Origin of the sequence: Pseudomonas sp. NCCP-436 (assembly GCF_019656335.1) — a bacterium.
Taxonomy (GTDB): domain Bacteria; phylum Pseudomonadota; class Gammaproteobacteria; order Pseudomonadales; family Pseudomonadaceae; genus Aquipseudomonas.
In genome coordinates, this window is the sequence record NZ_BPLZ01000002.1 from 365,250 (window position 1) to 386,883 (window position 21,634).

The following is a 21,634-nucleotide window of genomic DNA, read 5'->3' on the forward strand; positions in this document are numbered from 1 at the left end:
GACATGGATAAGAATAAGCAGGGGGCGGTGCCCCGGCATGTCGCCATCATCATGGATGGCAACAACCGCTGGGCGAAAAAGCGCCTGTTGCCAGGTGTGGCCGGACACAAGGCCGGCGTCGATGCGGTACGTGCAGTAATCGAGGTGTGTGCCGAGTCGGGTGTCGAAGTGCTGACCCTGTTCGCCTTCTCCAGTGAAAACTGGCAGCGGCCTGCTGAAGAGGTCGGTGCCTTGATGGAGCTGTTCCTGGGGGCGCTGCGTCGTGAGACGCGGCGCTTGCTGGAAAACGACATCTGCCTGCGCATCATTGGTGACCGTTCGCGCTTTCATCCGGAGCTGCAGGCTGCCATGCGCGAAGCTGAGCTGATGACGGCAGGCGAGCGCCGTTTCACGCTGCAAATCGCTGCCAACTACGGTGGTCAGTGGGATATTGCCCAGGCCGCTCAGCGTCTGGCTCGCGAAGTGCAGGCCGGGCATCTGCAGGCCGAGGACATCACTCCTGAGCTGTTGCAGGGCTGTCTCGCTACTGGTGATCTGCCGTTGCCGGATCTGTGTATCCGAACCGGCGGCGAGTATCGCATCAGCAATTTCCTGCTCTGGCAACTGGCCTACAGCGAGTTGTACTTCTCCGACCTTTATTGGCCGGACTTCAAGCACGATGCCATGCGCCAGGCGCTGGCCGATTTCGCTACCCGCCAGCGTCGCTTCGGCAAGACCAGCGAGCAGGTGGAAGCCGAGGCGCGCTCTCAATGTTGAAACAACGAATCATCACGGCACTGGTGTTGTTGCCTGTCGCGCTGGGCGGTTTCTTTTTTCTCGATGGCGCGGCCTTCGCACTGTTCATTGCGGCGGTAGTTGTACTGGGTGGTTGGGAGTGGGCGCGTCTGGCAGGTTTTTCCAGCCAGTCACTGCGCATAGCCTATGCAACTCTGGTGGCGCTGCTGCTGTTGGGCCTGTATCGCATGCCTGTGCTGGCACCCTGGCTACTGGGGGCGGCGGTGTCCTGGTGGGCGCTTGCCACGCTGATGGTGCTGACCTATCCGGACAGCAGCCGTTACTGGGGTGGTCTGCCCGGCAAGTTACTGATCGGTCTGCTGATTCTGCTGCCTGCCTGGCAGGGGCTGGTGCTGCTAAAGCAATGGCCGCAGGCCAACGGTCTGATCATCGCGGTGATGTTGTTGGTCTGGGGGGCTGATATCGGCGCCTACTTCGCCGGCAAGGCTTTTGGCAAACGCAAGCTGGCGCCCAGGGTTAGTCCGGGCAAGAGCTGGGAGGGATTGTATGGCGGGTTGGCCAGCAGTCTGCTGATTACCCTGCTGATCGGCCTGCAGCAGGGCTGGGAGGGCTCTGGTCTGCTGCTGGCGTTGGGGGGCGCAGCCTTGGTGGTGTTGGTCTCGGTGGTTGGTGACCTGACTGAAAGCATGTTCAAGCGTCAGGCTGGGATAAAGGACAGCAGCAACCTGCTGCCCGGCCATGGTGGTGTTCTCGATCGCATCGACAGCTTGACCGCAGCCATTCCGTTGTTTGCGGCGTTGCTCTGGCTGGCTGGCTGGGGGGTGGCCTGATGGCGCCACAGCGGGTCACGGTTCTTGGGGCTACCGGTTCCATTGGTCTCAGTACCCTGGATGTGATTGCACGTCACCCCGAGCGTTATCAGGTATTCGCTCTGAGTGGCTACTCGCGATTGATTGAATTGGAGGCATTGTGTCATCGACATCGCCCGGCATATGCCGTGGTGCCTGATGCCGATGCTGCAAGGTCGCTGCAGGCACGTCTGCGTGCAGCCGGTCTGGATACCGCTGTGCTGGTGGGTGAGGAGGGCTTGTGCAGCATCGCCGCGGCTCCCGAAGTCGATTGCGTGATGGCGGCCATCGTTGGGGCGGCTGGGCTACGCCCGACGCTAGCGGCGGTGGAGGCAGGCAAGAAGGTGCTGCTGGCCAACAAAGAGGCGCTGGTGATGTCCGGTGCGCTGTTCATGCAGGCGGTGCGGCGCAGTGGGGCGCTGCTGTTGCCGATCGATAGCGAGCACAATGCCATCTTCCAGTGCCTGCCGGGCGACTATGCTCGCGGTCTTGAGATGGTGGGAGTGCGTCGGATACTGCTGACGGCGTCCGGTGGGCCTTTCCGCGAAACGTCGCTGGCGGATCTGGAGCACGTGACTCCGGAACAGGCTTGTGCTCATCCCAACTGGTCGATGGGACGCAAGATTTCCGTCGATTCGGCCAGCATGATGAACAAGGGTTTGGAGATGATCGAGGCCTGCTGGCTGTTCGATGCCCGCCCCGAGCAAATTGAGGTGGTCATCCATCGGCAGAGCGTGATCCATTCACTGGTCGATTATGTCGACGGTTCGGTGCTGGCACAGCTGGGTAATCCGGACATGCGCACGCCCATCGCCCATGCTCTGGCCTGGCCGCAGCGAATCGACTCCGGAGTGGCGCCGCTGGATCTGTTCAGCCTGGCGCGCTTGGATTTCGAACGCCCGGACGAGCAGCGTTTCCCCTGCTTGCGTCTGGCTCGCGAGGCCGCCAGTGTCGGTGGTGGCGCGCCGGCGGCTTTGAATGCGGCCAATGAGGTAGCTGTGGCGGCCTTCCTGCAGGGACGCATTGGTTTCACTGATATCGCGCGTATGATTGAGTCCGTATTGAACGCACAGCCGGTGCAGGCAGTCGAAGCGCTCGATGCAGTGTTCGAGGTGGATCGTCGCGCTCGTGCGCTGGCCAGCGAGTGGCTCGCCAGCTACTAGCAGACCGAATTCAACGTGGTGGTGTCCGGACAGTGGCCAGCCGGGCTGGAGAAGTGAAATGAGTGGGTTGTACATGCTGGTTGGCACTCTGATTGCGCTCGGGGTGTTGGTCACCTTTCACGAATACGGGCACTTCTGGGTGGCGCGTCGCTGTGGCGTGAAGGTGCTGCGTTTCTCTGTCGGTTTTGGAACGCCCTTGCTGCGCTGGCATGACCGTCAGGGCACGGAATTCGTAGTGGCCGCCATTCCTTTGGGTGGCTATGTGAAAATGCTCGACGAACGTGAAGGCAATGTGCCGCCCGAACTGGCCGGCCAGGCCTTCAATCGCAAGAGCGTGCGTCAGCGGATAGCCATAGTGGCTGCCGGGCCGCTGGCCAACTTCCTGCTGGCTCTGCTGTTCTTCTGGTGTGTCGCCATGCTCGGCAGTCAGCAGGTGCGTCCGGTAATTGGTGCCGTGCAGCCTGACAGTCTGGCTGAGGCAGCGGGCCTGCGCGCCGGGCAGGAGATTGTGGCCATTGATGGAGAGGCGACCAGTGGCTGGGCGGCAGTCAATTTGCGACTGGTGCGCCGTCTGGGCGAGAGTGGCACGCTGGAATTGCGGGTGCTGGAGCCAGGTTCCAGTCTCGAGGTGGCCCACCGGCTGATACTGGACAACTGGTTGCGTGGGGTGGATGAGCCCGATCCACTGGCTTCACTGGGCATTCGTCCCTGGCAGCCGCTGATAGAGCCGGTGCTTGGCGAGCTTGATCCGGAGGGGCCTGCACGGGCCGCCGGACTGCAGAGCGGTGACCGGCTGCTGGCACTGAATGACGTACCGCTGGATGACTGGCTGGAACTGGTCGAGCGCTTGCGTGCACTGCCTGGTGAAACGATTGTGCTGCGTTACGAACGCTCCGGCGAAGTGCGTGACCTGCGTCTGACGCTGGCCGTGCGTGGCGATGGAGCAGAGCAGCGTGGTTATCTGGGGGCTGGCCCGCAGCGTGCTGAGTGGCCTGCGGAAATGCTGCGCGTGGTACGCTTCGGCCCCTTTGAGGGAGTTGTTGAAGGTGCTCGTCAGACCCTGGCCATGAGCCTTTTGACCCTCGATTCACTGAAGAAAATGCTGCTGGGCGAGCTGTCGGTAAAAAACTTGAGTGGGCCGATAACCATTGCTAAAGTGGCGGGCGCTTCAGCTGAGTCGGGGGTGGGGGATTTCCTGAAATTCCTGGCCTACCTGAGCATCAGTCTGGGGGTTCTCAATCTACTGCCTATTCCTGTGCTGGATGGTGGGCATCTGCTGTTTTACCTGGTCGAGTGGGTGCGTGGTCGCCCCTTGTCTGAGCGGGTTCAGGGTTGGGGGATGCAGATCGGCATTAGTCTGGTCATCGGGGTTATGTTGCTGGCCTTGGTCAACGACCTCAGCCGCCTTTGAATGTTGCCGAATGCGCGCTTGAGATTCACAAGAAGTGCCGTCATACGCGGCAGTTTTTATCGTCAGTTGGAATAAGAAAGGACTTCATGAAACGTCTGCTGCTACCTGCGGTAATGTCCGCATTGATGATCGCCGAAGTTCACGCCGAGTCCTTCACCATCTCCGATATCCGCGTCAATGGCCTGCAGCGGGTTTCCGCCGGTAGCGTTTTCGGTGCGCTGCCGCTGAACGTCGGCGAAAACGTCGATGAGCGCCAATTGGTGGAGGCGACCCGCTCCCTGTTTCGTACCGGCTTCTTCCAGGACATCCAGCTCGGCCGCGACGGTGATGTGCTGGTGATTACCGTGGTCGAGCGCCCCTCCATCTCCAGTATCGAGATCGAGGGCAACAAGGCCATCACCACCGAGGATCTGCTCAAGGGACTGAACCAGTCCGGTCTGGCCGAAGGCGAGATTTTTCAGCGCGCCACCCTTGAGGGGGTACGTAACGAGTTGCAGCGTCAGTACGTAGCCCAAGGTCGCTATTCGGCCGAGATTGAGGCTGAAGTGATCCCTCAGCCGCGCAACCGCGTGGCCCTGAAGATCACCATCAACGAAGGTACTGTTGCGGCTATTTCCCACATCAACATCGTGGGCAATACCGTCTTTTCTGATGAAGATCTCATCGATTTGTTCGAGCTCAAGACTTCCAATTGGCTGTCGTTCTTCAAGAACGACGACAAGTATGCCCGCGAGAAACTCTCCGGCGACCTTGAGCGTCTGCGTTCCTATTATCTGGATCGCGGCTATATCAACATGGACATCAGTTCTACCCAGGTGTCCATTACGCCGGACAAGAAGCACGTCTATATCACCGTCAACGTCGAGGAAGGTGACAAATACAGCGTCCGCGAAGTGAAGCTTTCAGGTGATCTCAAGGTTCCGGAAGAAGACGTGCGCGCGCTGCTGCTGGTCAAGGAAGGTCAGGTGTTCTCGCGCAAGATCATGACTACTACCAGTGAGCTGATCACTCGCCGCCTGGGCAACGAGGGCTACACTTTCGCCAACGTCAACGGCGTGCCCGAGACACATGACGAAGACAAGAGCGTATCGATCACCTTCTTTGTGGATCCGGGCAAGCGTGCCTACGTCAACCGCATCAACTTCCGCGGCAACACCAAGACTGAGGACGAGGTGCTGCGTAGGGAAATGCGCCAGATGGAAGGTGGCTGGGCCTCGACATACCTGATTGACCAGTCCAAGGTGCGCTTGGAGCGCCTTGGCTTCTTCAAGGAAGTCAACGTCGAGACGCCGCAGGTGCCGGGTAGTGATGACCAGATTGACGTCAACTACAGCGTTGAGGAGCAACCGTCGGGTTCCATTACTGCCAGCGTCGGTTTTGCTCAGAACGCCGGTCTGATCCTTGGCGGCTCGATCAGCCAGAACAACTTCCTGGGTACTGGTAACCGCGTCAACATCGGTCTGACCCGCAGCGAATACCAGACCCGGTACAGCTTCGGCTTCGTCGATCCCTACTGGACCGAAGATGGCGTCAGCCTGGGCTATAACGCCTTCTACCGGACTACCGACTACGACGAACTGGATGTCGATGTGTCCAGTTATGCGGTGGATAGCCTTGGCGCCGGTATCAATATCGGCTACCCGATCAGTGAAATCTCGCGCTTGAGCTATGGCCTGAGCGTGCAGCAGGACACTATCGATACAGGACGCTATACCGTTGACGAGATCGTCGACTTTATGGAGAACGAGGGCGACCGCTACCTGAACTTCAAGGGCTCGATCGGCTGGTCCGAATCGACCCTGAACCGTGGTGTGCTGGCCAATCGCGGCTATTCGCAGAGTCTGGTGCTGGAAACTACTCTGCCGGGCAGTGACCTGTCGTTCTACAAGATTGACTACCGTGGCCAGATTTTTACCCCGATCAACGACAAGTACACCCTGCGCTTCCATACCGAGCTGGGCTATGGCGACAGCTACGGCAGTACTGCCGAGCTGCCGTTCTACGAGCATTACTTCGCTGGTGGTTTCAACTCGGTGCGTGGCTTCGAGGACAACAGTCTCGGCCCTCGCAGTACCCCGAGTAAGATCGATGCCAACTCTCCGGGCGCCAAGCCCATTATGGGCAAAGACAAGGATGGCAACGATGTTGTTGTCGGCTACCGGGACAAATACGGTCGTCTGACCGACCCGGATCAGGATCCGCTGCCCTTTGGTGGCAACGTGCTGGTGCAGGGTGGGGTTGAGTTGCTGTTCCCGATGCCTTTCGTCAAGGATCAGCGTTCACTGCGTACCGCGCTGTTCTGGGATGTGGGCAACGTATTCGATACCAACTGCACCTCCCGGCAGAAGAAAAACAGCGACAGCTGCGACATTGACTTCAGCAACCTGGCCAGCTCCGTGGGTGTCGGCCTGACCTGGATCACCGCACTCGGCCCGCTGAGCTTCAGCCTGGCCATGCCGATCAAGAAGCCGGATGATGCAGATACCCAGGTCTTCCAGTTCTCCCTTGGGCAAACCTTCTAAAACCGTACCACCGAAAGCCAACAGTCTTGTTGCAGGAGTGCATTGTGCGTAAGTTGACTCAACTGGTTCTGTTCACCGCCGCTCTGATCGCCACTCCGGCGTTCGCTGAAATGAAGGTGGCCGTGCTGAACTATCAGATGGCGCTGCTGGAGTCCGATGCAGCCAAGCGTTATGCCGTCGACGCCGAGAAGAAGTTCGGTCCCCAGCTGAACAAGCTCAAGGCCCTGGAAAGTGACGCCAAGCGCATACAGGATCGCATGATCAAGGAAGGCGAGAAGATGCAGCAGGCTGAGCGCGAGCGTCTTGAGCTTGAGTTCAAGCAGAAGGCCCGCGACTTTCAGTTCCAGTCCAAGGAGCTGAACGAGGCCAAGGCCATTTCCGATCGTGAGATGCTGGCCAAGCTCAAGCCGAACCTGGACAAGGCCGTCGAGGAAGTCATCAAGCAGGGCAACTATGATCTGGTGCTTGAGCGCGGTGCGGTGATTGATGTCAAACCCCAGTACGACATTACCCGCCAGGTCATCGAGCGCATGAATCAGATGCGTTGAGCATGAGTGCCGCATTCACTCTTGGCCAGTTGGCCGAGCGCCTGGGAGCTGCTCTGCGTGGCGCCGAAGGCAGGATCATTACCGGGCTGGCCACTCTACAGGATGCCGGCCCCGAGCAACTGAGTTTTCTCGCCAATGCGCAGTACCGCAAATACCTTGCAAATACTGGCGCAGGTGCGGTTCTGCTTACCGCGACGGATGCCGAAGGCTATGCCGGTGATGCGCTGATTGTAGCCAATCCCTATCTGGCTTATGCCCGCCTGTCGCATCTGTTCGATCCCAAGCCTGTTGCGCCTGCCGGTATCCATCCCACTGCACAGGTAGCGGGCGATGCCGAGGTAGATCCCAGCGCGAGCATCGGCCCCTATGCGGTCATCGAGAGCGCTGCGCGTATCGGTGCCGGGGTCAGGGTCGGCGCGCACTGTGTGGTCGGTGCCCGCAGCGTGATCGGCGAGGATGGTTGGCTGGCTCCGCGGGTGACGCTTTACCACGATGTGAAGATCGGCAGACGCGTGGTTATCCAGTCCGGTGCTGTGATCGGTGGCGAGGGCTTCGGCTTTGCCAGCGACAAGGGCGTCTGGCAGAAGATCGCCCAGATCGGAGGGGTGAGCATCGGCGATGATGTCGAGATCGGTGCCAACACCACGATTGACCGCGGTGCCCTGTCCGATACCCTGATCGGCAATGGCGTCAAGCTCGACAACCAGATCATGATCGCGCACAACGTACAGATCGGTGACAACACCGCCATGGCCGGTTGCTGCGGCATCTCCGGCAGTACCAAGATCGGTCGCAACTGCATGATCGCCGGCGGTGTGGGCATGGTTGGCCATATTGAGGTGTGCGACAACGTATTCGTCACCGGCATGACCATGGTGACCCGCTCGATTACTGAGCCGGGAGCGTATTCTTCCGGCACTGCCATGCAGCCGGCTGGCGAATGGAAGAAGAGCGCGGCGCGTATCCGGCAACTGGACGAGATGGCCAGGCGGCTGCGTGAGCTGGAAAAACAGCTGGCTGCCGTGACCCAGGGCGCCGATGACTCATCTGATGCCTGAGTGCGGTTTTGCCGTACTCCTTTCCTCTTTTACAGGCTGAACCCGGACATGATGGACATCAACGAAATTCGTGAATATTTGCCGCACCGCTATCCCTTCCTGCTGGTGGATCGTGTGGTGGACCTGGACGTCGAAGGCAAGAAGATTCGCGCCTACAAGAATGTCAGCATCAATGAGCCGTTCTTCAATGGCCACTTCCCCGAACACCCGATCATGCCGGGCGTGCTGATCATTGAGGCCATGGCCCAGGCAGCCGGAATCCTCGGCTTTAAGATGATGGATACCAAGCCTGCCGATGGCACGCTGTACTATTTCGTCGGTTCGGACAAGCTGCGTTTCCGTTCCCCTGTGTTGCCGGGCGATCAGTTGGTACTGGAGGCCCAGTACCTGAGCGACCGCCGCAGTATCTGGAAATTCGAATGCCGTGCTACGGTTGATGGCAAGGAAGTCTGCTCCGCTGAAATCATCTGTGCGGAACGCAAACTATGAGTTCTGTGGATCCTCGAGCCATCATCGACCCCAGTGCCAAACTGGCCGACGACGTTGTCGTCGGTCCGTGGAGCATTGTCGGGCCCGATGTGGAGATCGGTGCCGGGACCGTGATCGGTCCGCACGTGGTGGTCAAGGGTCCCACCGTCATTGGTAAGCACAACCGCATCTACCAGTTTTCCACGGTTGGGGAAGACACTCCTGATCTGAAGTACAAGGGTGAGCCGACCCGCTTGGTGATTGGCGACCACAACGTTATCCGTGAGGGTGTCACTATTCACCGCGGTACCGTGCAGGATCGTAGCGAGACCACTATCGGTAATCACAATCTGATCATGGCCTATGCTCATATCGGCCACGACAGCGTGATTGGCAACCACTGCATTTTGGTCAATAACACCGCGTTGGCTGGCCATGTCTGGGTGGACGACTGGGCCATTCTCTCCGGTTATACCCTGGTGCATCAGTTCTGCCGCATCGGTGCGCACAGCTTCTCCGGTATGGGCACTGCCATCGGCAAGGATGTACCGGCTTTTGTCACGGTATTTGGCAATCCGGCCGAGGCGCGCAGTATGAACTTCGAGGGCATGCGTCGGCGCGGCTTCTCCGCCGAGGTTATCGCTGCGCTGCGTCGCGGCTACAAGCTGGTCTATCGTCAGGGCCTGACTGTCGAGCAGGCGCTGGCCGAGCTGGCTGAGTCGGCTGCACAGTTTCCCGAGGTGGCGCTGTTCCGTGACTCCATCCAGGCTTCTACGCGCGGTATTACCCGCTAGCTACAATCGGCCCGGTGTGCCGCCCGCCCTTGGTCTTCCGGCTCGGGCCGCCGATTTCCGACAGGTTTCCAATGTCCATGAGTAGACCCCTTCGTGTCGCACTGGTAGCTGGTGAGGCATCCGGCGATATTCTCGGCGCCGGGCTGATGCAGGCGATCAAGGCTCGCCATCCAAATGCAGAGTTCATCGGCGTTGGCGGCCCGCGTATGGAAGCTGAGGGCATGAAGTCCTACTTCCCGATGGAACGTCTGGCGGTAATGGGCCTGGTTGAGGTGCTGGGAAGGTTGTTTGAGCTGCTCGGCCGTCGTCGCCAGTTGGCGCGAGACCTGATCGCCGTCCAGCCCGACCTGTTCATCGGCATCGATGCGCCGGACTTCAATCTGGATCTTGAACACAGGCTGCGCCGTGCAGGCATTCGTACCGTGCATTATGTCAGTCCTTCGGTCTGGGCCTGGAGGCAGAAGCGCGTTTTGAAGATTCGCGAAGCCTGCGATCTGATGCTGACGCTGTTTCCCTTCGAGGCGCAGTTCTACGAGGCGCATCAGGTGCCGGTGCGTTTCGTCGGCCATCCACTGGCTGATGTCATTCCGCTGGAGGCGGACCGCACAGCTGCCCGTCGGACGTTGGATCTGCCCGTAAATGAGCCGGTCATCGCCCTGCTGCCGGGTAGCCGGGGGGGGGAAGTGGCGCGTCTTGGCGAGTTGTTTCTGGAGGCCGCCGCACGGATACGTGCGCTGCGGCCGGGCATTCGTTTCCTGTTGCCGTGCGCCACGCCTGAGCGACGCCAACAGCTGGAGCAGATGCTGGCCGGTCGCGACCTGCCGCTGACGCTGTATGACGGTTGCTCCCATGAGGTATTGGCAGCCTGCGATGCGGTACTGATTGCTTCCGGCACTGCTACCCTGGAAGCCCTGCTGTACAAGCGGCCGATGGTAGTGGCTTACCGGGTGGCGCCGATGACCTATCGCATTCTCAAGCGTCTGGTGAAAAGCCCCTATATTTCGCTGCCCAATTTGCTGGCCGAGCGCATGCTGGTGCCCGAGCTGATCCAGGAGGCGGCCACGCCCGATGCACTGGCTCAGGCACTGGTGCCGCTGATCGATGGCGGTCAGATACAGACCGAGGGCTTTGATGTCATCCACCGGGCGCTGCGACGCAACGCCTCGCAGTCGGCCGCTGAGGCGGTGCTCGGTCTGGTGGAGCGCTTGCGGTGAGGGGACAGCAGAATCTGGGGCTGGATTTCGCTCCGGTAGAGGAGTTGGTCGCGGGCGTTGACGAAGTAGGCCGTGGGCCTTTGTGCGGGCCTGTGATGACGGCTGCGGTAATTCTCGATCCGGCGCGACCGATTCGTGGCCTGAATGATTCCAAGAAACTCTCTGAAGCCCGTCGCGAGGCTCTGTTCGAGGAAATCCGGGAAAAGGCCCTGGCCTGGTGCATTGCTCGCGCCGAGGTGGAGGAGATCGATCGGCTGAATATCCTGCACGCCACCATGCTGGCCATGCAGCGGGCTGTCGAGGGGCTGGCGGTGACGCCGAAGCTGGCACTGATCGACGGCAATCGCTGCCCGAAGCTGGCGGTCCCCTGTGCCCCTGTAGTCAAGGGGGATAGCCGGGTGCCGGCGATAGCCGCGGCGTCCATCCTGGCCAAGGTCAGCCGTGACCGGGAGATGCTGGAACTGGATCGGCACTATCCCGGCTATGGCATTGCCGGACACAAGGGTTACCCCACGCCCGTTCACCTCGAGGCGCTGCGCCGGCTCGGGCCGACGCCGATCCACCGGCGTTCCTTCGCCCCGGTACGGGCTCTGCTGGAAGACTGAAGCTGGCCCTCAGCCGAAGCGGTTGGGCTACAATCGCCGCTTTGTCGTTCTGATCAGCAAGGCAGCCCATGTCCCAAGCGTTTGTCCACCTGCGTCTGCACACCGAGTACTCCCTGGTCGATGGCCTGGTACGGGTCAAACCGCTGATCAAGGCGGTGGCCGGGGCTGGCATGCCAGCAGTAGCAGTCACCGACATGAGCAATATGTGCGCGCTGGTGAAGTTCTACAAGGCGGCCATGGGTGGCGGGATCAAGCCGATCTGCGGTGCCGACATCTGGCTGGCCGCAGCCGAGGAGGACGGCCCGCTGACGCGCATGACGCTGTTGGCGATGAACGCCCAGGGCTACCGCAACCTTACCGAACTGATCTCGCGCGGCTGGACCGAGGGGCAGAGCAACGGTCTGGTCATCATCCAGCGTGACTGGGTCAAGGAGGCGGCCGAGGGGCTGATTGCCCTGTCCGGCGCCCGCGAGGGCGAGGTGGGGCAGGCGCTGCTGGCCGGTGACGAGGCATTGGCTGAGACGCGTCTGCGCGAGTGGCTGGCGGTCTTCCCGGAGCGTTTCTATCTCGAGGTGCAGCGCACCAACCGTATCGGCGATGAAGAGTACCTGCATGCCGCCGTGGCACTGGCCGAGCGTGTGGAGGCGCCTCTGGTGGCGACCAATGATGTGCGCTTCATCAAGCAGGACGATTTTGAGGCGCACGAAACCCGCGTCTGCATCGGTGAGGGACGCACGCTGGACGACCCGCGCCGGCCGCGTCACTACTCGGATCAGCAGTATCTGAAAACGCCGGCGGAAATGTGGGAGTTGTTCGCAGACTTGCCCGAAGCGCTGGAAAACACGGTCGAGATTGCCAAGCGCTGCAACATCGAAGTGCAGTTGGGCAAGTACTTCCTGCCCGATTTCCCTACACCCAATGGCATGGGCATTGACGATTATCTGCGGCATGCCTCCTTTGAAGGGCTGGAAGAGCGCCTGCGTGTGCTGTTGCCCAAGGACACTCCGGACTATGAGGCGAAAAGGCAGGTCTATGTGGACCGCCTCAATTTCGAGCTGGACATCATCATCCAGATGGGCTTCCCCGGTTACTTCCTGATCGTGATGGACTTTATCCAGTGGGCCAAGAACAACGGCGTGCCGGTAGGTCCGGGACGTGGCTCGGGTGCCGGCTCGCTGGTGGCCTATGCGCTGAAGATTACGGATCTTGATCCGCTGGCCTACGATTTGCTGTTCGAACGCTTCCTTAACCCGGAACGGATCTCCATGCCCGACTTCGACGTCGACTTCTGCATGGACGGCCGCGACCGGGTGATCGATTACGTGGCCGAGAAATACGGGCGCAATGCGGTGAGCCAGATCATCACTTTCGGTTCCATGGCGGCCAAGGCGGTGGTGCGTGATGTGGCGAGGGCTCAGGGCAAGTCCTACGGTCTGGCCGACCGTCTGTCGAAGATGATTCCCTTTGAAGTGGGCATGACCCTGGAAAAAGCCTACGAGATGGAGGAACCGCTGCGCGAGTTCCTCAAGAACGACGAAGAAGCCCAGGAAATCTGGGACATGTCGCTCAAGCTCGAGGGTATTGTGCGTGGTACCGGCAAGCACGCTGGTGGCGTGGTGATCGCGCCAACCAAGCTCACTGACTTCTCGCCGATCGCTTGTGACGAGGAGGGTGGCGGTCTGGTGACCCAGTTCGACAAGGACGACGTCGAGCAGGCCGGCCTGGTCAAGTTCGACTTCCTTGGCCTGCGCACCCTGACCATCATCAAGTGGGCGATGGAAACCATTCACCGCATCCAGAAGCGCGAGGGCGCTTCGGACGAGGAACTGGTCAATATCGACTTCATCCCGCTGGATGACAAGAAAACCTACGACATGTTGCAGAAGGCGGAAACCACTGCGGTCTTCCAGCTTGAATCACGCGGCATGAAGGAGCTGATCAAGAAGCTCAAGCCCGACTGTCTGGAAGACATGATCGCACTGGTGGCGTTGTTCCGTCCGGGGCCGTTGCAGTCGGGCATGGTGGACGACTTTATCAACCGTAAACACGGTCGTGCCGAGCTGTCCTACCCGCACCCGGATTATCAGTACGACGGCCTCAAACCGGTATTGGCGCCTACCTATGGGGTGATCCTGTATCAGGAACAGGTGATGCAGATTGCCCAGGTGATGGCTGGCTACACCCTCGGCGGCGCGGACATGCTGCGTCGTGCCATGGGCAAGAAGAAGCCTGAGGAGATGGCCAAGCAGCGCGGCGGCTTTATCGAAGGCTGTGCGAAAAATGGAATCGATGCTGATCTTGCAGGCAACATCTTCGATCTTGTGGAGAAGTTCGCTGGTTACGGTTTCAATAAGTCGCACTCGGCTGCCTATGGTCTGGTTTCCTACCAGACCGCCTGGCTCAAGGCGCATTACCCGGCCCCGTTCATGGCTGCAGTGCTCTCGGCGGATATGCACAACACCGACAAGGTGGTGATTCTGGTGGAAGAGTGTCGCAACATGAAGCTGCGCATCGATCCGCCGGATGTAAACGTTTCCGAGTTCAAGTTCACCGTCAACGATGACGGTCGCATTGTCTACGGTCTCGGCGCGGTCAAGGGCGTCGGCGAAGGGCCGGTGGAGGCCATCGTCGAATGCCGTGCGGAAGGTGGCCCGTTCAAGGATCTGTTCGACTTCTGCAATCGCGTAGACCTCAAGCGTATCAACAAGCGTACTCTGGAGGCGCTGATCCGTTGTGGCGCACTTGATCGTCTCGGACCGTACTATCAGGACGAACTCAAGGCTTACCAGGCCAGCGTCGACAAGAACCGCGCAGTGCTGCTGGCGTCGATGGAGGAGGCGGTGCAGTCCGCCGAGCAGACTGCGCGCAGCGCCGAGAGCGGCCACATGGATCTGTTCGGTGGCCTGTTCGCCGAGCCCGAGGCGGATGTCTATGCCAATCATCGCAAGGTGCGCGAGCTGCCGATCAAGGAGCGCCTGAAGGGGGAGAAGGACACCCTGGGCATCTACCTGTCGGGGCATCCCATCGATGAGTACGAAGGTGAGATTCGTCGTTTTGCTCGTCAGCGCATTGTCGAGCTCAAGCCGGCGCGTGACCTGCAGACTGTCGCCGGGATGATCGTCAACTTGCGAGTGATGAAGAACAAGAAGGGCGACAAGATGGGCTTCATCACCCTTGATGATCGTTCCGGTCGCATCGAGGCCTCGCTGTTTGCCGATGCCTTTGCCAGCAACCAGGCGCTGCTGCAGAACGACGCGCTGGTGGTGGTCGAGGGCGAGGTGAGTAACGACGAATTTTCTGGCGGTCTGCGCCTGCGCGCCAAGCGCGTGATGAGTCTTGAGGAGGCGCGCACCAGCCTGGCTGAAAGCCTGCGCCTGAGAGTGGATCGCGAGTCGTTCAGGGGAGACCGGCTGCGTTGGCTGGCTGATCTGTGCAGCAAATATCGTGGTGCCTGTCCGGTCACAGTCGACTATCAGGGCGAGGAGGCCAAAGCGCTGCTGCAGTTCGGTGACGACTGGCGCATCGAGCCGGCTGATACTTTGATTCAGGCATTGCGTGACCAGTTAGGGCGCGACAACGTCTTTTTGCACTACCGCTGATTGCGAGGGGTAAAGCCTCTTTGTGTCGGCAAAGACACCTACGGGTGTCGACCCGTTGCGCCCGATCCCTTAAGGTAGGGCGCCTGAAAACAGCTGAAGAACGATCTGTGCTGTCGTTGTCGCCCGACCGGGCGCTGCGTTGCAGCCTGCGAATGCGGTCTTTCGCCTCGCTTGCGTTTCTCAGCCGTCCCACTGGATACAGCTCCCCGGCCACTTGGCCGTCGACGCAAGACGGATGACTATGAACCCGAACTTCCTCGATTTCGAACAGCCGATCGCCGACCTGCAAGCCAAGATCGAAGAGCTACGCCTGGTCGGCAACGACAACGCGCTGAATATCAGTGACGAGATTGCCCGTCTGCAGGATAAGAGCAGCGCCCTGACCGAAAGCATCTTCGGCAACCTGAGCAGCTGGCAGATCGCTCAACTGGCACGCCATCCGCGACGTCCCTATACCCTGGACTATATCCAGCATATCTTTACCGAGTTCGATGAGCTGCACGGTGATCGCCACTTCTCCGACGATGCCGCCATCGTTGGTGGTGTGGCGCGTCTGGGGGAGCAGCCGGTGATGGTCATCGGTCACCAGAAGGGGCGTGACGTGCGCGAAAAGGTGCGTCGCAACTTCGGTATGCCGCGTCCTGAAGGCTATCGCAAGGCCTGCCGCCTGATGGAAATGGCCGAGCGCTTCAAGATGCCGATCCTTACCTTTATCGACACGCCGGGGGCTTACCCGGGCATCGATGCCGAAGAGCGCGGCCAGAGCGAGGCCATTGCCTGGAACCTGCGGGTGATGGCGCGCCTGAAAACCCCGATTATCGCCACCGTCATCGGTGAAGGTGGCTCGGGGGGGGCACTGGCTATCGGTGTTTGCGACCAGCTCAACATGTTGCAGTACTCCACCTACTCGGTGATCTCGCCGGAAGGTTGTGCCTCGATCCTCTGGCGTACCGCCGAGAAGGCACCGGAAGCGGCCGAGGCGATGGGCATTACTGCAGAGCGTCTGAAGGATCTGGGCATTGTCGATGAGGTGATCGCTGAGCCGCTGGGTGGCGCTCACCGTGACCCGGCTGCCGCCTCGGAGTCCATCCGTCAGGCGCTGATCCGACAGTTGGCCGAGCTGCAGAAGCATGACAGCGCCGCTCTGCTGGAGCGCCGCTACCAGCGCCTGATGAGCTACGGCATAGCCTGATCGCGTCAACCGGTATTGCAGCGGGCCTTCGGGCCCGTTGTTGTTTAAGCTTGACCAATGAATGCTCTCGAAACCCGCCTGCGTCTAATGCTGCAGCCCTGGCTCCGGGCTCCGGCCTGGTGCATTGCCTATTCTGGTGGCCTGGACTCCACCGTGCTGCTGCACTTGCTCGCCAGCTGGGCTCGCCAGGAAAAGCTGCCACCACTGCGGGCGCTGCACGTACAGCATGGACTGCAGGCGGCCGCCCAAGCTTGGCCGGCCCATTGCGCGCGTTTCTGCCAGCAGCTTGGCGTTAGTCTGGAGGTGCTGGAGGTTTCTGTGGAGGAGGGCGCCAGCCTCGAACAGGCTGCGCGTCGGGCCCGCTACGCTGCTTTTGCCCGGCACTTGCAGAACGGTGAGTTGCTGATCTGTGCCCAGCATCGTGACGATCAGGCCGAAACTTTACTGTTTAGGTTGTTGCGCGGCGCAGGTGTGCGCGGGCTGTCCGGGATGCCGGCAAGGAGGACGCTGGGGCGGGGGCAGTTACTACGTCCGCTGCTCGACAGTTCGCGCGCTGAGCTGATGGCCTATGCCCGCCAGCATGGCCTGAGCTGGGTCGAAGATCCGAGCAACGCTGATGAGCGCTTCAGTCGCAACTTCCTGCGCCGGCAAGTACTTCCTCTGTTGCAGCAGCGCTGGCCGCAGGCCTCTACCACGCTGGCGCGCAGTGCCGGGCACTGCGCCGAAGCGCAGCAGCTACTGGGCGAGTTGGCAGAGCTGGATCTGGCCGTTGCGAGAGGCTCGTCATCGTTGCCCTGGCTGTCATTGCCATCGCTGCAGCTTTCGGCCGTTGCCGCCCTTGGCGAGGCCCGTCAGCGTAACCTGCTGCGTCACTGGCTGGCAGACCTGACGCGGATGCCGGACAGCGAACATTGGGCTGGCTGGCAGAACCTGCGTGATGCGCGCATCGATGCCGAGCCGGTCTGGCAATTGGAGGATGGCCAATTGCATCGTTCCGATGACCGGCTGTGGTGGCTCAGCGGCGATTGGCTCGATATGCCGGCGCCGTTGCGACTGCCTTGGATACCGAGCGGAGGAAGCAGTCTGCTGCCGGGTAATGGCCGTGTCTGGCTGCTGGGCGAGCTGCCGGCAGGGCGCTGGCAGTTGCGTTACCGATCAGGTGGCGAGAGCATGCAGTTGGCCGGTCGCGGGCGTCGCGAACTCAAGCGGTTGCTCAACGAATGGCGGGTGCCGGCCTTTGTGCGTGGTCGCCTGCCGCTACTGTTCGACGGCGAGGAACTGGTTGCCGTGGCCAACCTGGCCTGCTCGGCGCGCCTGCAGAACCGTGGCGTGCAACTCTGCTGGTCGCCGCCGACCGGCGCGCAACGTTTGAGCTGGTAAGGCCTTTAGGGTAGACTACGCTCCCGTCTTAACAGTGCTTTGCCGAGTCCCTTCAGGAGCTTGGCGAGCCTGCTATTGTTCTTGAGTGATGGCGTTTCTTCGCTTTCCCCGGCGGCACTGACCGCTTAACGCAGACTTCTAGGGTTTTTCATGACGCGCTACATCTTCGTCACGGGTGGTGTTGTTTCTTCATTGGGGAAAGGCATCGCCTCGGCTTCACTGGCGGCCATCCTGGAGGCGCGGGGCCTGAAGGTCACCATGCTCAAGCTCGACCCCTATATCAACGTCGATCCGGGCACCATGAGCCCGTTCCAGCACGGTGAGGTGTTCGTCACCCACGACGGCGCCGAGACCGACCTCGACCTGGGTCACTACGAGCGCTTCATCCGCACCACGATGAGCAAAAGCAACAACTTCACCACCGGTCGCGTATACGCAGACGTGCTGCGCAAGGAGCGTCGTGGTGATTACCTGGGCGCGACCATTCAGGTCATTCCGCATATCACCGACGAAATCAAACGTCGCATTATCAAGGGCGCCGGTGACGCCGACGTGGCCTTGGTGGAAATCGGCGGCACTGTCGGTGACATCGAGTCGCAGCCGTTCCTTGAAGCCATTCGCCAGCTGCGTGTGGAGGTAGGTGCCAAGCGCGCGATGCTGATGCACCTGACCCTGGTGCCCTATATCGCTACCGCTGGCGAGACCAAGACCAAGCCGACTCAGCACTCGGTCAAGGAGCTGCGTTCCATCGGTCTGCAGCCGGATGTGCTGGTGTGCCGTTCCGACCATCCGATCGACGTGTCTTCCCGTCGCAAGATCGCCCTGTTCACCAACGTCGAAGAGCGCGCGGTGATCAGCCTGGAAGACGTCGACACCATCTACAAGATCCCGGGCGTGCTGCATGCTCAGGGCCTGGACGACTTCGTCGTCGAGCGGTTCGGCCTGCAGTGTGGCCCGGCCGACCTGTCCGAGTGGGAGCGGGTGGTTGATGCCAAGCTCAACCCGGAAAAAGAAGTCACCATCGCCATGGTCGGCAAGTACATGGAACTGCTGGACGCCTACAAGTCGCTGATCGAAGCGATGAGCCACGCCGGCATCCAGAACCGCACCAAGGTCAATCTGCGCTACATCGATTCCGAAGATATCGAGAACAAGGGCACCAGCCTGCTCGAAGGCGTGGACGCCATTCTGGTTCCTGGCGGCTTTGGTCTGCGCGGTGTGGAAGGCAAGATCAAGACCGTGCAGTACGCACGCGAAAACCGGATTCCCTACTTGGGTATCTGCCTGGGTATGCAGGTCGCCGTGATCGAATACGCGCGCAATGTGGTTGGCTGGGAAGATGCCAACTCCACCGAGTTCGATACTGCCAGCAGCCACCCGGTCGTTGGTCTGATCACCGAGTGGCAGGACGCCACCGGCGAAGTGGAAACCCGCAGCGAGGACTCGGATCTGGGCGGCACCATGCGCCTGGGAGCTCAGGAGTGCCAGTTGCAGGCCGGTTCTCTGGTTCACCAGTGCTACGGCAAGGACGTGATTGTCGAGCGCCATCGCCACCGCTATGAAGTGAACAACAACCTGCTGCCGCAGCTGACCGATGCCGGCCTGAAGGTAACCGGTCGTTCCGGTGACGGTGCGCTGGTGGAGGTGGTCGAGGCGCCGGATCACCCCTGGTTCGTGGCCTGCCAGTTCCACCCGGAATTTACCTCCACGCCGCGTGACGGTCATCCGCTGTTCAGCGGTTTCGTCAACGCCGCTCTGGCTCACCAAGTGAAGAAGGCCTAAGGCATGACGCAGAAGATCATCAAGGTTTGCGACATTGAGATCGCCAACGACAAGCCTTTCGTGCTGTTCGGCGGGATCAACGTGCTGGAGTCGCGTGATCTGGCAATGCAGGCTTGTGAGGAATACGTCAAGGTGACCGAAAAACTCGGTATCCCCTATGTATTCAAGGCCAGCTTCGACAAGGCCAACCGCTCTTCCATCACCTCGTTCCGTGGTCCTGGCCTGGAAGAGGGCATGAGGATCTTCGAGGAAGTGAAGAAGACCTTCGGTGTGCCGGTGATTACCGATGTGCATGAGCCGCATCAGGCGGCTCCGGTGGCTGAGGTTTGCGACATCATCCAGTTGCCGGCCTTCCTCTCGCGGCAGACCGATCTGGTGGTGGCCATGGCCAAGACCGGCGCGGTGATCAATATCAAGAAAGCACAGTTCCTTGCTCCGCAGGAGATGAAGCATATCCTGCGCAAGTGTGAGGAAGCCGGAAATGACCAGCTGATCCTTTGTGAGCGTGGCTCGTCCTTTGGCTACAACAATCTGGTAGTCGATATGCTGGGCTTCGGCATCATGAAGCAGTTCGAGTACCCGGTGTTCTTCGACGTAACCCATGCCTTGCAGATGCCTGGTGGTCGTGCCGATTCGGCTGGCGGTCGCCGCGCCCAGGTCACGGATCTGGCCAAGGCTGGGATGAGCCAGGGGCTGGCCGGTCTGTTCCTTGAAGCCCATCCGGATCCGGATAATGCCAAGTGCGACGGCCCCTGTGCGCTACGTCTGGACAAGCTGGAACCTTTCCTTGCTCAGCTCAAGCAGCTGGACGATCTGGTGAAGAGCTTTTCTCCGATCGAGACTGCCTGATCCAGCCATATTCCGGTAAAGTACCGGCCCAGCAAAATTTATCCTGACCCGCTGGTCAGGGCGTGACGCCGATCTGCCTCCGGGCGGCGGCGGTCTCGCGCAGCCCGGCTTCCCTCTTATCGTCAACCTTTGGAGTGTTAACAAGAATGGCAAAGATCGTCGACATCAAGGGTCGTGAGGTTCTCGACTCCCGTGGCAACCCCACTGTGGAGGCCGATGTAATTCTTGAAGGAGGCATCGTAGGCAGTGCCTGTGCACCGTCTGGTGCGTCCACCGGCTCACGTGAAGCACTGGAGCTGCGTGACGGCGACAAGAGCCGCTACCTGGGCAAGGGTGTGCTGAAGGCTGTGGCCAACATCAACGGCCCGATTCGCGATCTGCTGCTGGGTAAGGACGCTGCTGATCAGCAAGCGCTTGACCGCGCCATGATCGAACTGGATGGCACCGAGAACAAAGCCAAGCTGGGTGCCAACGCCATTCTCGCGGTGTCCCTGGCCGCTGCCAAGGCTGCCGCTCAGGCCAAGGGCGTGCCGCTGTACGCGCATATCGCTGATCTCAACGGCACCCCGGGCGTCTACTCCATGCCGGTGCCGATGATGAACATCATCAACGGCGGCGAGCATGCCGACAATAACGTCGATATCCAGGAGTTCATGATTCAGCCGGTAGGCGCCAAGACCTTCGCCGATGCCCTGCGCATGGGCGCCGAAATCTTCCATCACCTGAAAGCCGTGCTCAAGGCCCGTGGCCTGAATACTGCTGTCGGTGACGAAGGTGGCTTCGCGCCGAACCTGGCTTCCAACGAAGACGCCCTGGGCGCCATCGCAGAGGCCGTGGCTAGCGCCGGCTACAAGCTGGGCGAGGATGTCACCCTGGCTCTGGACTGCGCTTCCTCCGAGTTCTACAAGGATGGCAAGTACGATCTGGCTGGCGAAGGCAAGGCATTCGATGCCGCCGGTTTTGCCGACTATCTGGCCGGCCTGACCCAGCGCTACCCGATCATCTCCATCGAGGACGGCATGGACGAGTCCGACTGGGCCGGCTGGAAGGTGCTGACCGACAAGATTGGCGAGAAGGTGCAACTGGTCGGCGACGATCTGTTCGTCACCAACACCAAGATCCTCAAGCGCGGTATTGAAGAGAAGATCGGCAACTCGATTCTGATCAAGTTCAACCAGATCGGCTCGCTGACCGAGACTCTGGAAGCCATTCAGATGGCCAAGGCTGCCGGTTTCACTGCGGTGATTTCGCACCGTTCGGGCGAAACCGAGGACAGCACCATCGCCGACCTGGCCGTGGGTACCGCTGCCGGCCAGATCAAGACCGGTTCGCTGTGCCGTTCTGACCGTGTTTCCAAGTACAACCAGCTGCTGCGTATCGAAGAGCAGCTCGCTGGCAAGGCGCCCTACAAGGGCCGTGCCGAGTTCCGTGGCTAAAATCTGCGTGGTAGAAAAGGGCGACGCAAG

General features: G+C 60.5%; 17 protein-coding genes. All 17 read left to right on the forward strand.

Going from position 1 to position 21,634, the window contains the following annotated elements:
• Positions 1–3 precede the first annotated feature (3 nt).
• The 17 genes from uppS to eno all read left to right on the forward strand — a co-directional run bounded on the left by uppS (position 4) and on the right by eno (position 21,604).
• Positions 4–756, forward strand: coding sequence for a polyprenyl diphosphate synthase (gene uppS / locus NCCP436_RS03835; RefSeq protein ID WP_220802464.1), 753 nt, complete (start codon positions 4–6; stop codon positions 754–756).
• Positions 750–1,565, forward strand: a complete 816-nt coding sequence (locus NCCP436_RS03840) for a phosphatidate cytidylyltransferase (RefSeq protein WP_220802465.1) — start codon at positions 750–752, stop codon at positions 1,563–1,565. Before uppS ends, NCCP436_RS03840 begins: the two co-directional genes overlap by 7 nt.
• Positions 1,562–2,746 carry a 1-deoxy-D-xylulose-5-phosphate reductoisomerase gene (ispC, locus tag NCCP436_RS03845; RefSeq protein WP_220802506.1) on the forward strand — a complete coding sequence of 395 codons (1,185 nt, stop codon included), beginning with the start codon at positions 1,562–1,564 and terminating at the stop codon, positions 2,744–2,746. The genes NCCP436_RS03840 and ispC overlap by 4 nt, the downstream gene beginning before the upstream one ends.
• A gap of 58 nt (positions 2,747–2,804) precedes the next feature.
• On the forward strand, positions 2,805–4,157 hold the full coding sequence (gene rseP, locus NCCP436_RS03850; protein WP_220802466.1) for a sigma E protease regulator RseP: 1,353 nt from the start codon (positions 2,805–2,807) through the stop codon (positions 4,155–4,157).
• A gap of 86 nt (positions 4,158–4,243) precedes the next feature.
• Positions 4,244–6,679 (forward strand): outer membrane protein assembly factor BamA, encoded by a 2,436-nt coding sequence (gene bamA / locus NCCP436_RS03855; protein WP_220802467.1) that lies wholly within the window; start codon positions 4,244–4,246, stop codon positions 6,677–6,679.
• 44 nt (positions 6,680–6,723) lie between these two features.
• Positions 6,724–7,227 (forward strand): OmpH family outer membrane protein, encoded by a 504-nt coding sequence (locus NCCP436_RS03860; RefSeq protein ID WP_220802468.1) that lies wholly within the window; start codon positions 6,724–6,726, stop codon positions 7,225–7,227.
• A 2-nt stretch (positions 7,228–7,229) separates the two neighbouring features.
• Positions 7,230–8,285 (forward strand): UDP-3-O-(3-hydroxymyristoyl)glucosamine N-acyltransferase, encoded by a 1,056-nt coding sequence (gene lpxD / locus NCCP436_RS03865; RefSeq protein WP_375709466.1) that lies wholly within the window; start codon positions 7,230–7,232, stop codon positions 8,283–8,285.
• Between the two features lie 48 nt (positions 8,286–8,333).
• The gene (gene fabZ / locus NCCP436_RS03870) at positions 8,334–8,774 is read left to right on the forward strand and encodes a 3-hydroxyacyl-ACP dehydratase FabZ (RefSeq protein ID WP_220802470.1); all 441 of its coding nucleotides are present in this window, start codon (positions 8,334–8,336) and stop codon (positions 8,772–8,774) included.
• On the forward strand, positions 8,771–9,547 hold the full coding sequence (gene lpxA, locus NCCP436_RS03875; protein ID WP_220802471.1) for an acyl-ACP--UDP-N-acetylglucosamine O-acyltransferase: 777 nt from the start codon (positions 8,771–8,773) through the stop codon (positions 9,545–9,547). The genes fabZ and lpxA overlap by 4 nt, the downstream gene beginning before the upstream one ends.
• A 77-nt stretch (positions 9,548–9,624) precedes the next feature.
• The gene (gene lpxB / locus NCCP436_RS03880; RefSeq protein WP_220802472.1) at positions 9,625–10,761 is read left to right on the forward strand and encodes a lipid-A-disaccharide synthase; all 1,137 of its coding nucleotides are present in this window, start codon (positions 9,625–9,627) and stop codon (positions 10,759–10,761) included.
• A gap of 14 nt (positions 10,762–10,775) precedes the next feature.
• The gene (gene rnhB, locus NCCP436_RS03885) at positions 10,776–11,366 is read left to right on the forward strand and encodes a ribonuclease HII (RefSeq protein ID WP_220802507.1); all 591 of its coding nucleotides are present in this window, start codon (positions 10,776–10,778) and stop codon (positions 11,364–11,366) included.
• A gap of 68 nt (positions 11,367–11,434) precedes the next feature.
• Positions 11,435–14,965 (forward strand): DNA polymerase III subunit alpha, encoded by a 3,531-nt coding sequence (gene dnaE / locus NCCP436_RS03890; protein ID WP_220802473.1) that lies wholly within the window; start codon positions 11,435–11,437, stop codon positions 14,963–14,965.
• 241 nt (positions 14,966–15,206) lie between these two features.
• Complete coding sequence (locus NCCP436_RS03895; RefSeq protein WP_220802508.1) at positions 15,207–16,157, forward strand: acetyl-CoA carboxylase carboxyltransferase subunit alpha; 951 nt, start codon at positions 15,207–15,209, stop codon at positions 16,155–16,157.
• 57 nt (positions 16,158–16,214) lie between these two features.
• Entirely contained in the window at positions 16,215–17,537 is a 1,323-nt protein-coding gene (gene tilS, locus NCCP436_RS03900; protein ID WP_220802474.1) for a tRNA lysidine(34) synthetase TilS, read from the forward strand.
• 150 nt (positions 17,538–17,687) lie between these two features.
• Positions 17,688–19,319: a CTP synthase gene (locus NCCP436_RS03905; RefSeq protein WP_220802475.1), complete on the forward strand. Its 1,632-nt coding sequence runs from the start codon at positions 17,688–17,690 to the stop codon at positions 19,317–19,319.
• A 3-nt stretch (positions 19,320–19,322) separates the two neighbouring features.
• Entirely contained in the window at positions 19,323–20,168 is an 846-nt protein-coding gene (kdsA, locus tag NCCP436_RS03910) for a 3-deoxy-8-phosphooctulonate synthase (RefSeq protein WP_220802476.1), read from the forward strand.
• A 146-nt stretch (positions 20,169–20,314) separates the two neighbouring features.
• Positions 20,315–21,604, forward strand: coding sequence for a phosphopyruvate hydratase (gene eno, locus NCCP436_RS03915; RefSeq protein ID WP_220802477.1), 1,290 nt, complete (start codon positions 20,315–20,317; stop codon positions 21,602–21,604).
• Positions 21,605–21,634 lie beyond the last annotated feature (30 nt).

Excerpts from the sequence above, each read along its gene's own strand:
- uppS (WP_220802464.1), top strand. The coding sequence starts at position 4 with ATGGATAAGAATAAGCAGGGGGCGGTGCCCCGGCATGTCGCCATCATC.
- NCCP436_RS03840 (WP_220802465.1), top strand. The coding sequence starts at position 750 with ATGTTGAAACAACGAATCATCACGGCACTGGTGTTGTTGCCTGTCGCG.
- rseP (WP_220802466.1), top strand. The coding sequence starts at position 2,805 with ATGAGTGGGTTGTACATGCTGGTTGGCACTCTGATTGCGCTCGGGGTG.
- bamA (WP_220802467.1), top strand. The coding sequence starts at position 4,244 with ATGAAACGTCTGCTGCTACCTGCGGTAATGTCCGCATTGATGATCGCC.
- lpxD (WP_375709466.1), top strand. The coding sequence starts at position 7,230 with ATGAGTGCCGCATTCACTCTTGGCCAGTTGGCCGAGCGCCTGGGAGCT.
- fabZ (WP_220802470.1), top strand. The coding sequence starts at position 8,334 with ATGATGGACATCAACGAAATTCGTGAATATTTGCCGCACCGCTATCCC.
- lpxA (WP_220802471.1), top strand. The coding sequence starts at position 8,771 with ATGAGTTCTGTGGATCCTCGAGCCATCATCGACCCCAGTGCCAAACTG.
- lpxB (WP_220802472.1), top strand. The coding sequence starts at position 9,625 with ATGAGTAGACCCCTTCGTGTCGCACTGGTAGCTGGTGAGGCATCCGGC.
- dnaE (WP_220802473.1), top strand. The coding sequence starts at position 11,435 with ATGTCCCAAGCGTTTGTCCACCTGCGTCTGCACACCGAGTACTCCCTG.
- NCCP436_RS03895 (WP_220802508.1), top strand. The coding sequence starts at position 15,207 with ATGAACCCGAACTTCCTCGATTTCGAACAGCCGATCGCCGACCTGCAA.
- tilS (WP_220802474.1), top strand. The coding sequence starts at position 16,215 with ATGAATGCTCTCGAAACCCGCCTGCGTCTAATGCTGCAGCCCTGGCTC.
- NCCP436_RS03905 (WP_220802475.1), top strand. The coding sequence starts at position 17,688 with ATGACGCGCTACATCTTCGTCACGGGTGGTGTTGTTTCTTCATTGGGG.
- kdsA (WP_220802476.1), top strand. The coding sequence starts at position 19,323 with ATGACGCAGAAGATCATCAAGGTTTGCGACATTGAGATCGCCAACGAC.
- eno (WP_220802477.1), top strand. The coding sequence starts at position 20,315 with ATGGCAAAGATCGTCGACATCAAGGGTCGTGAGGTTCTCGACTCCCGT.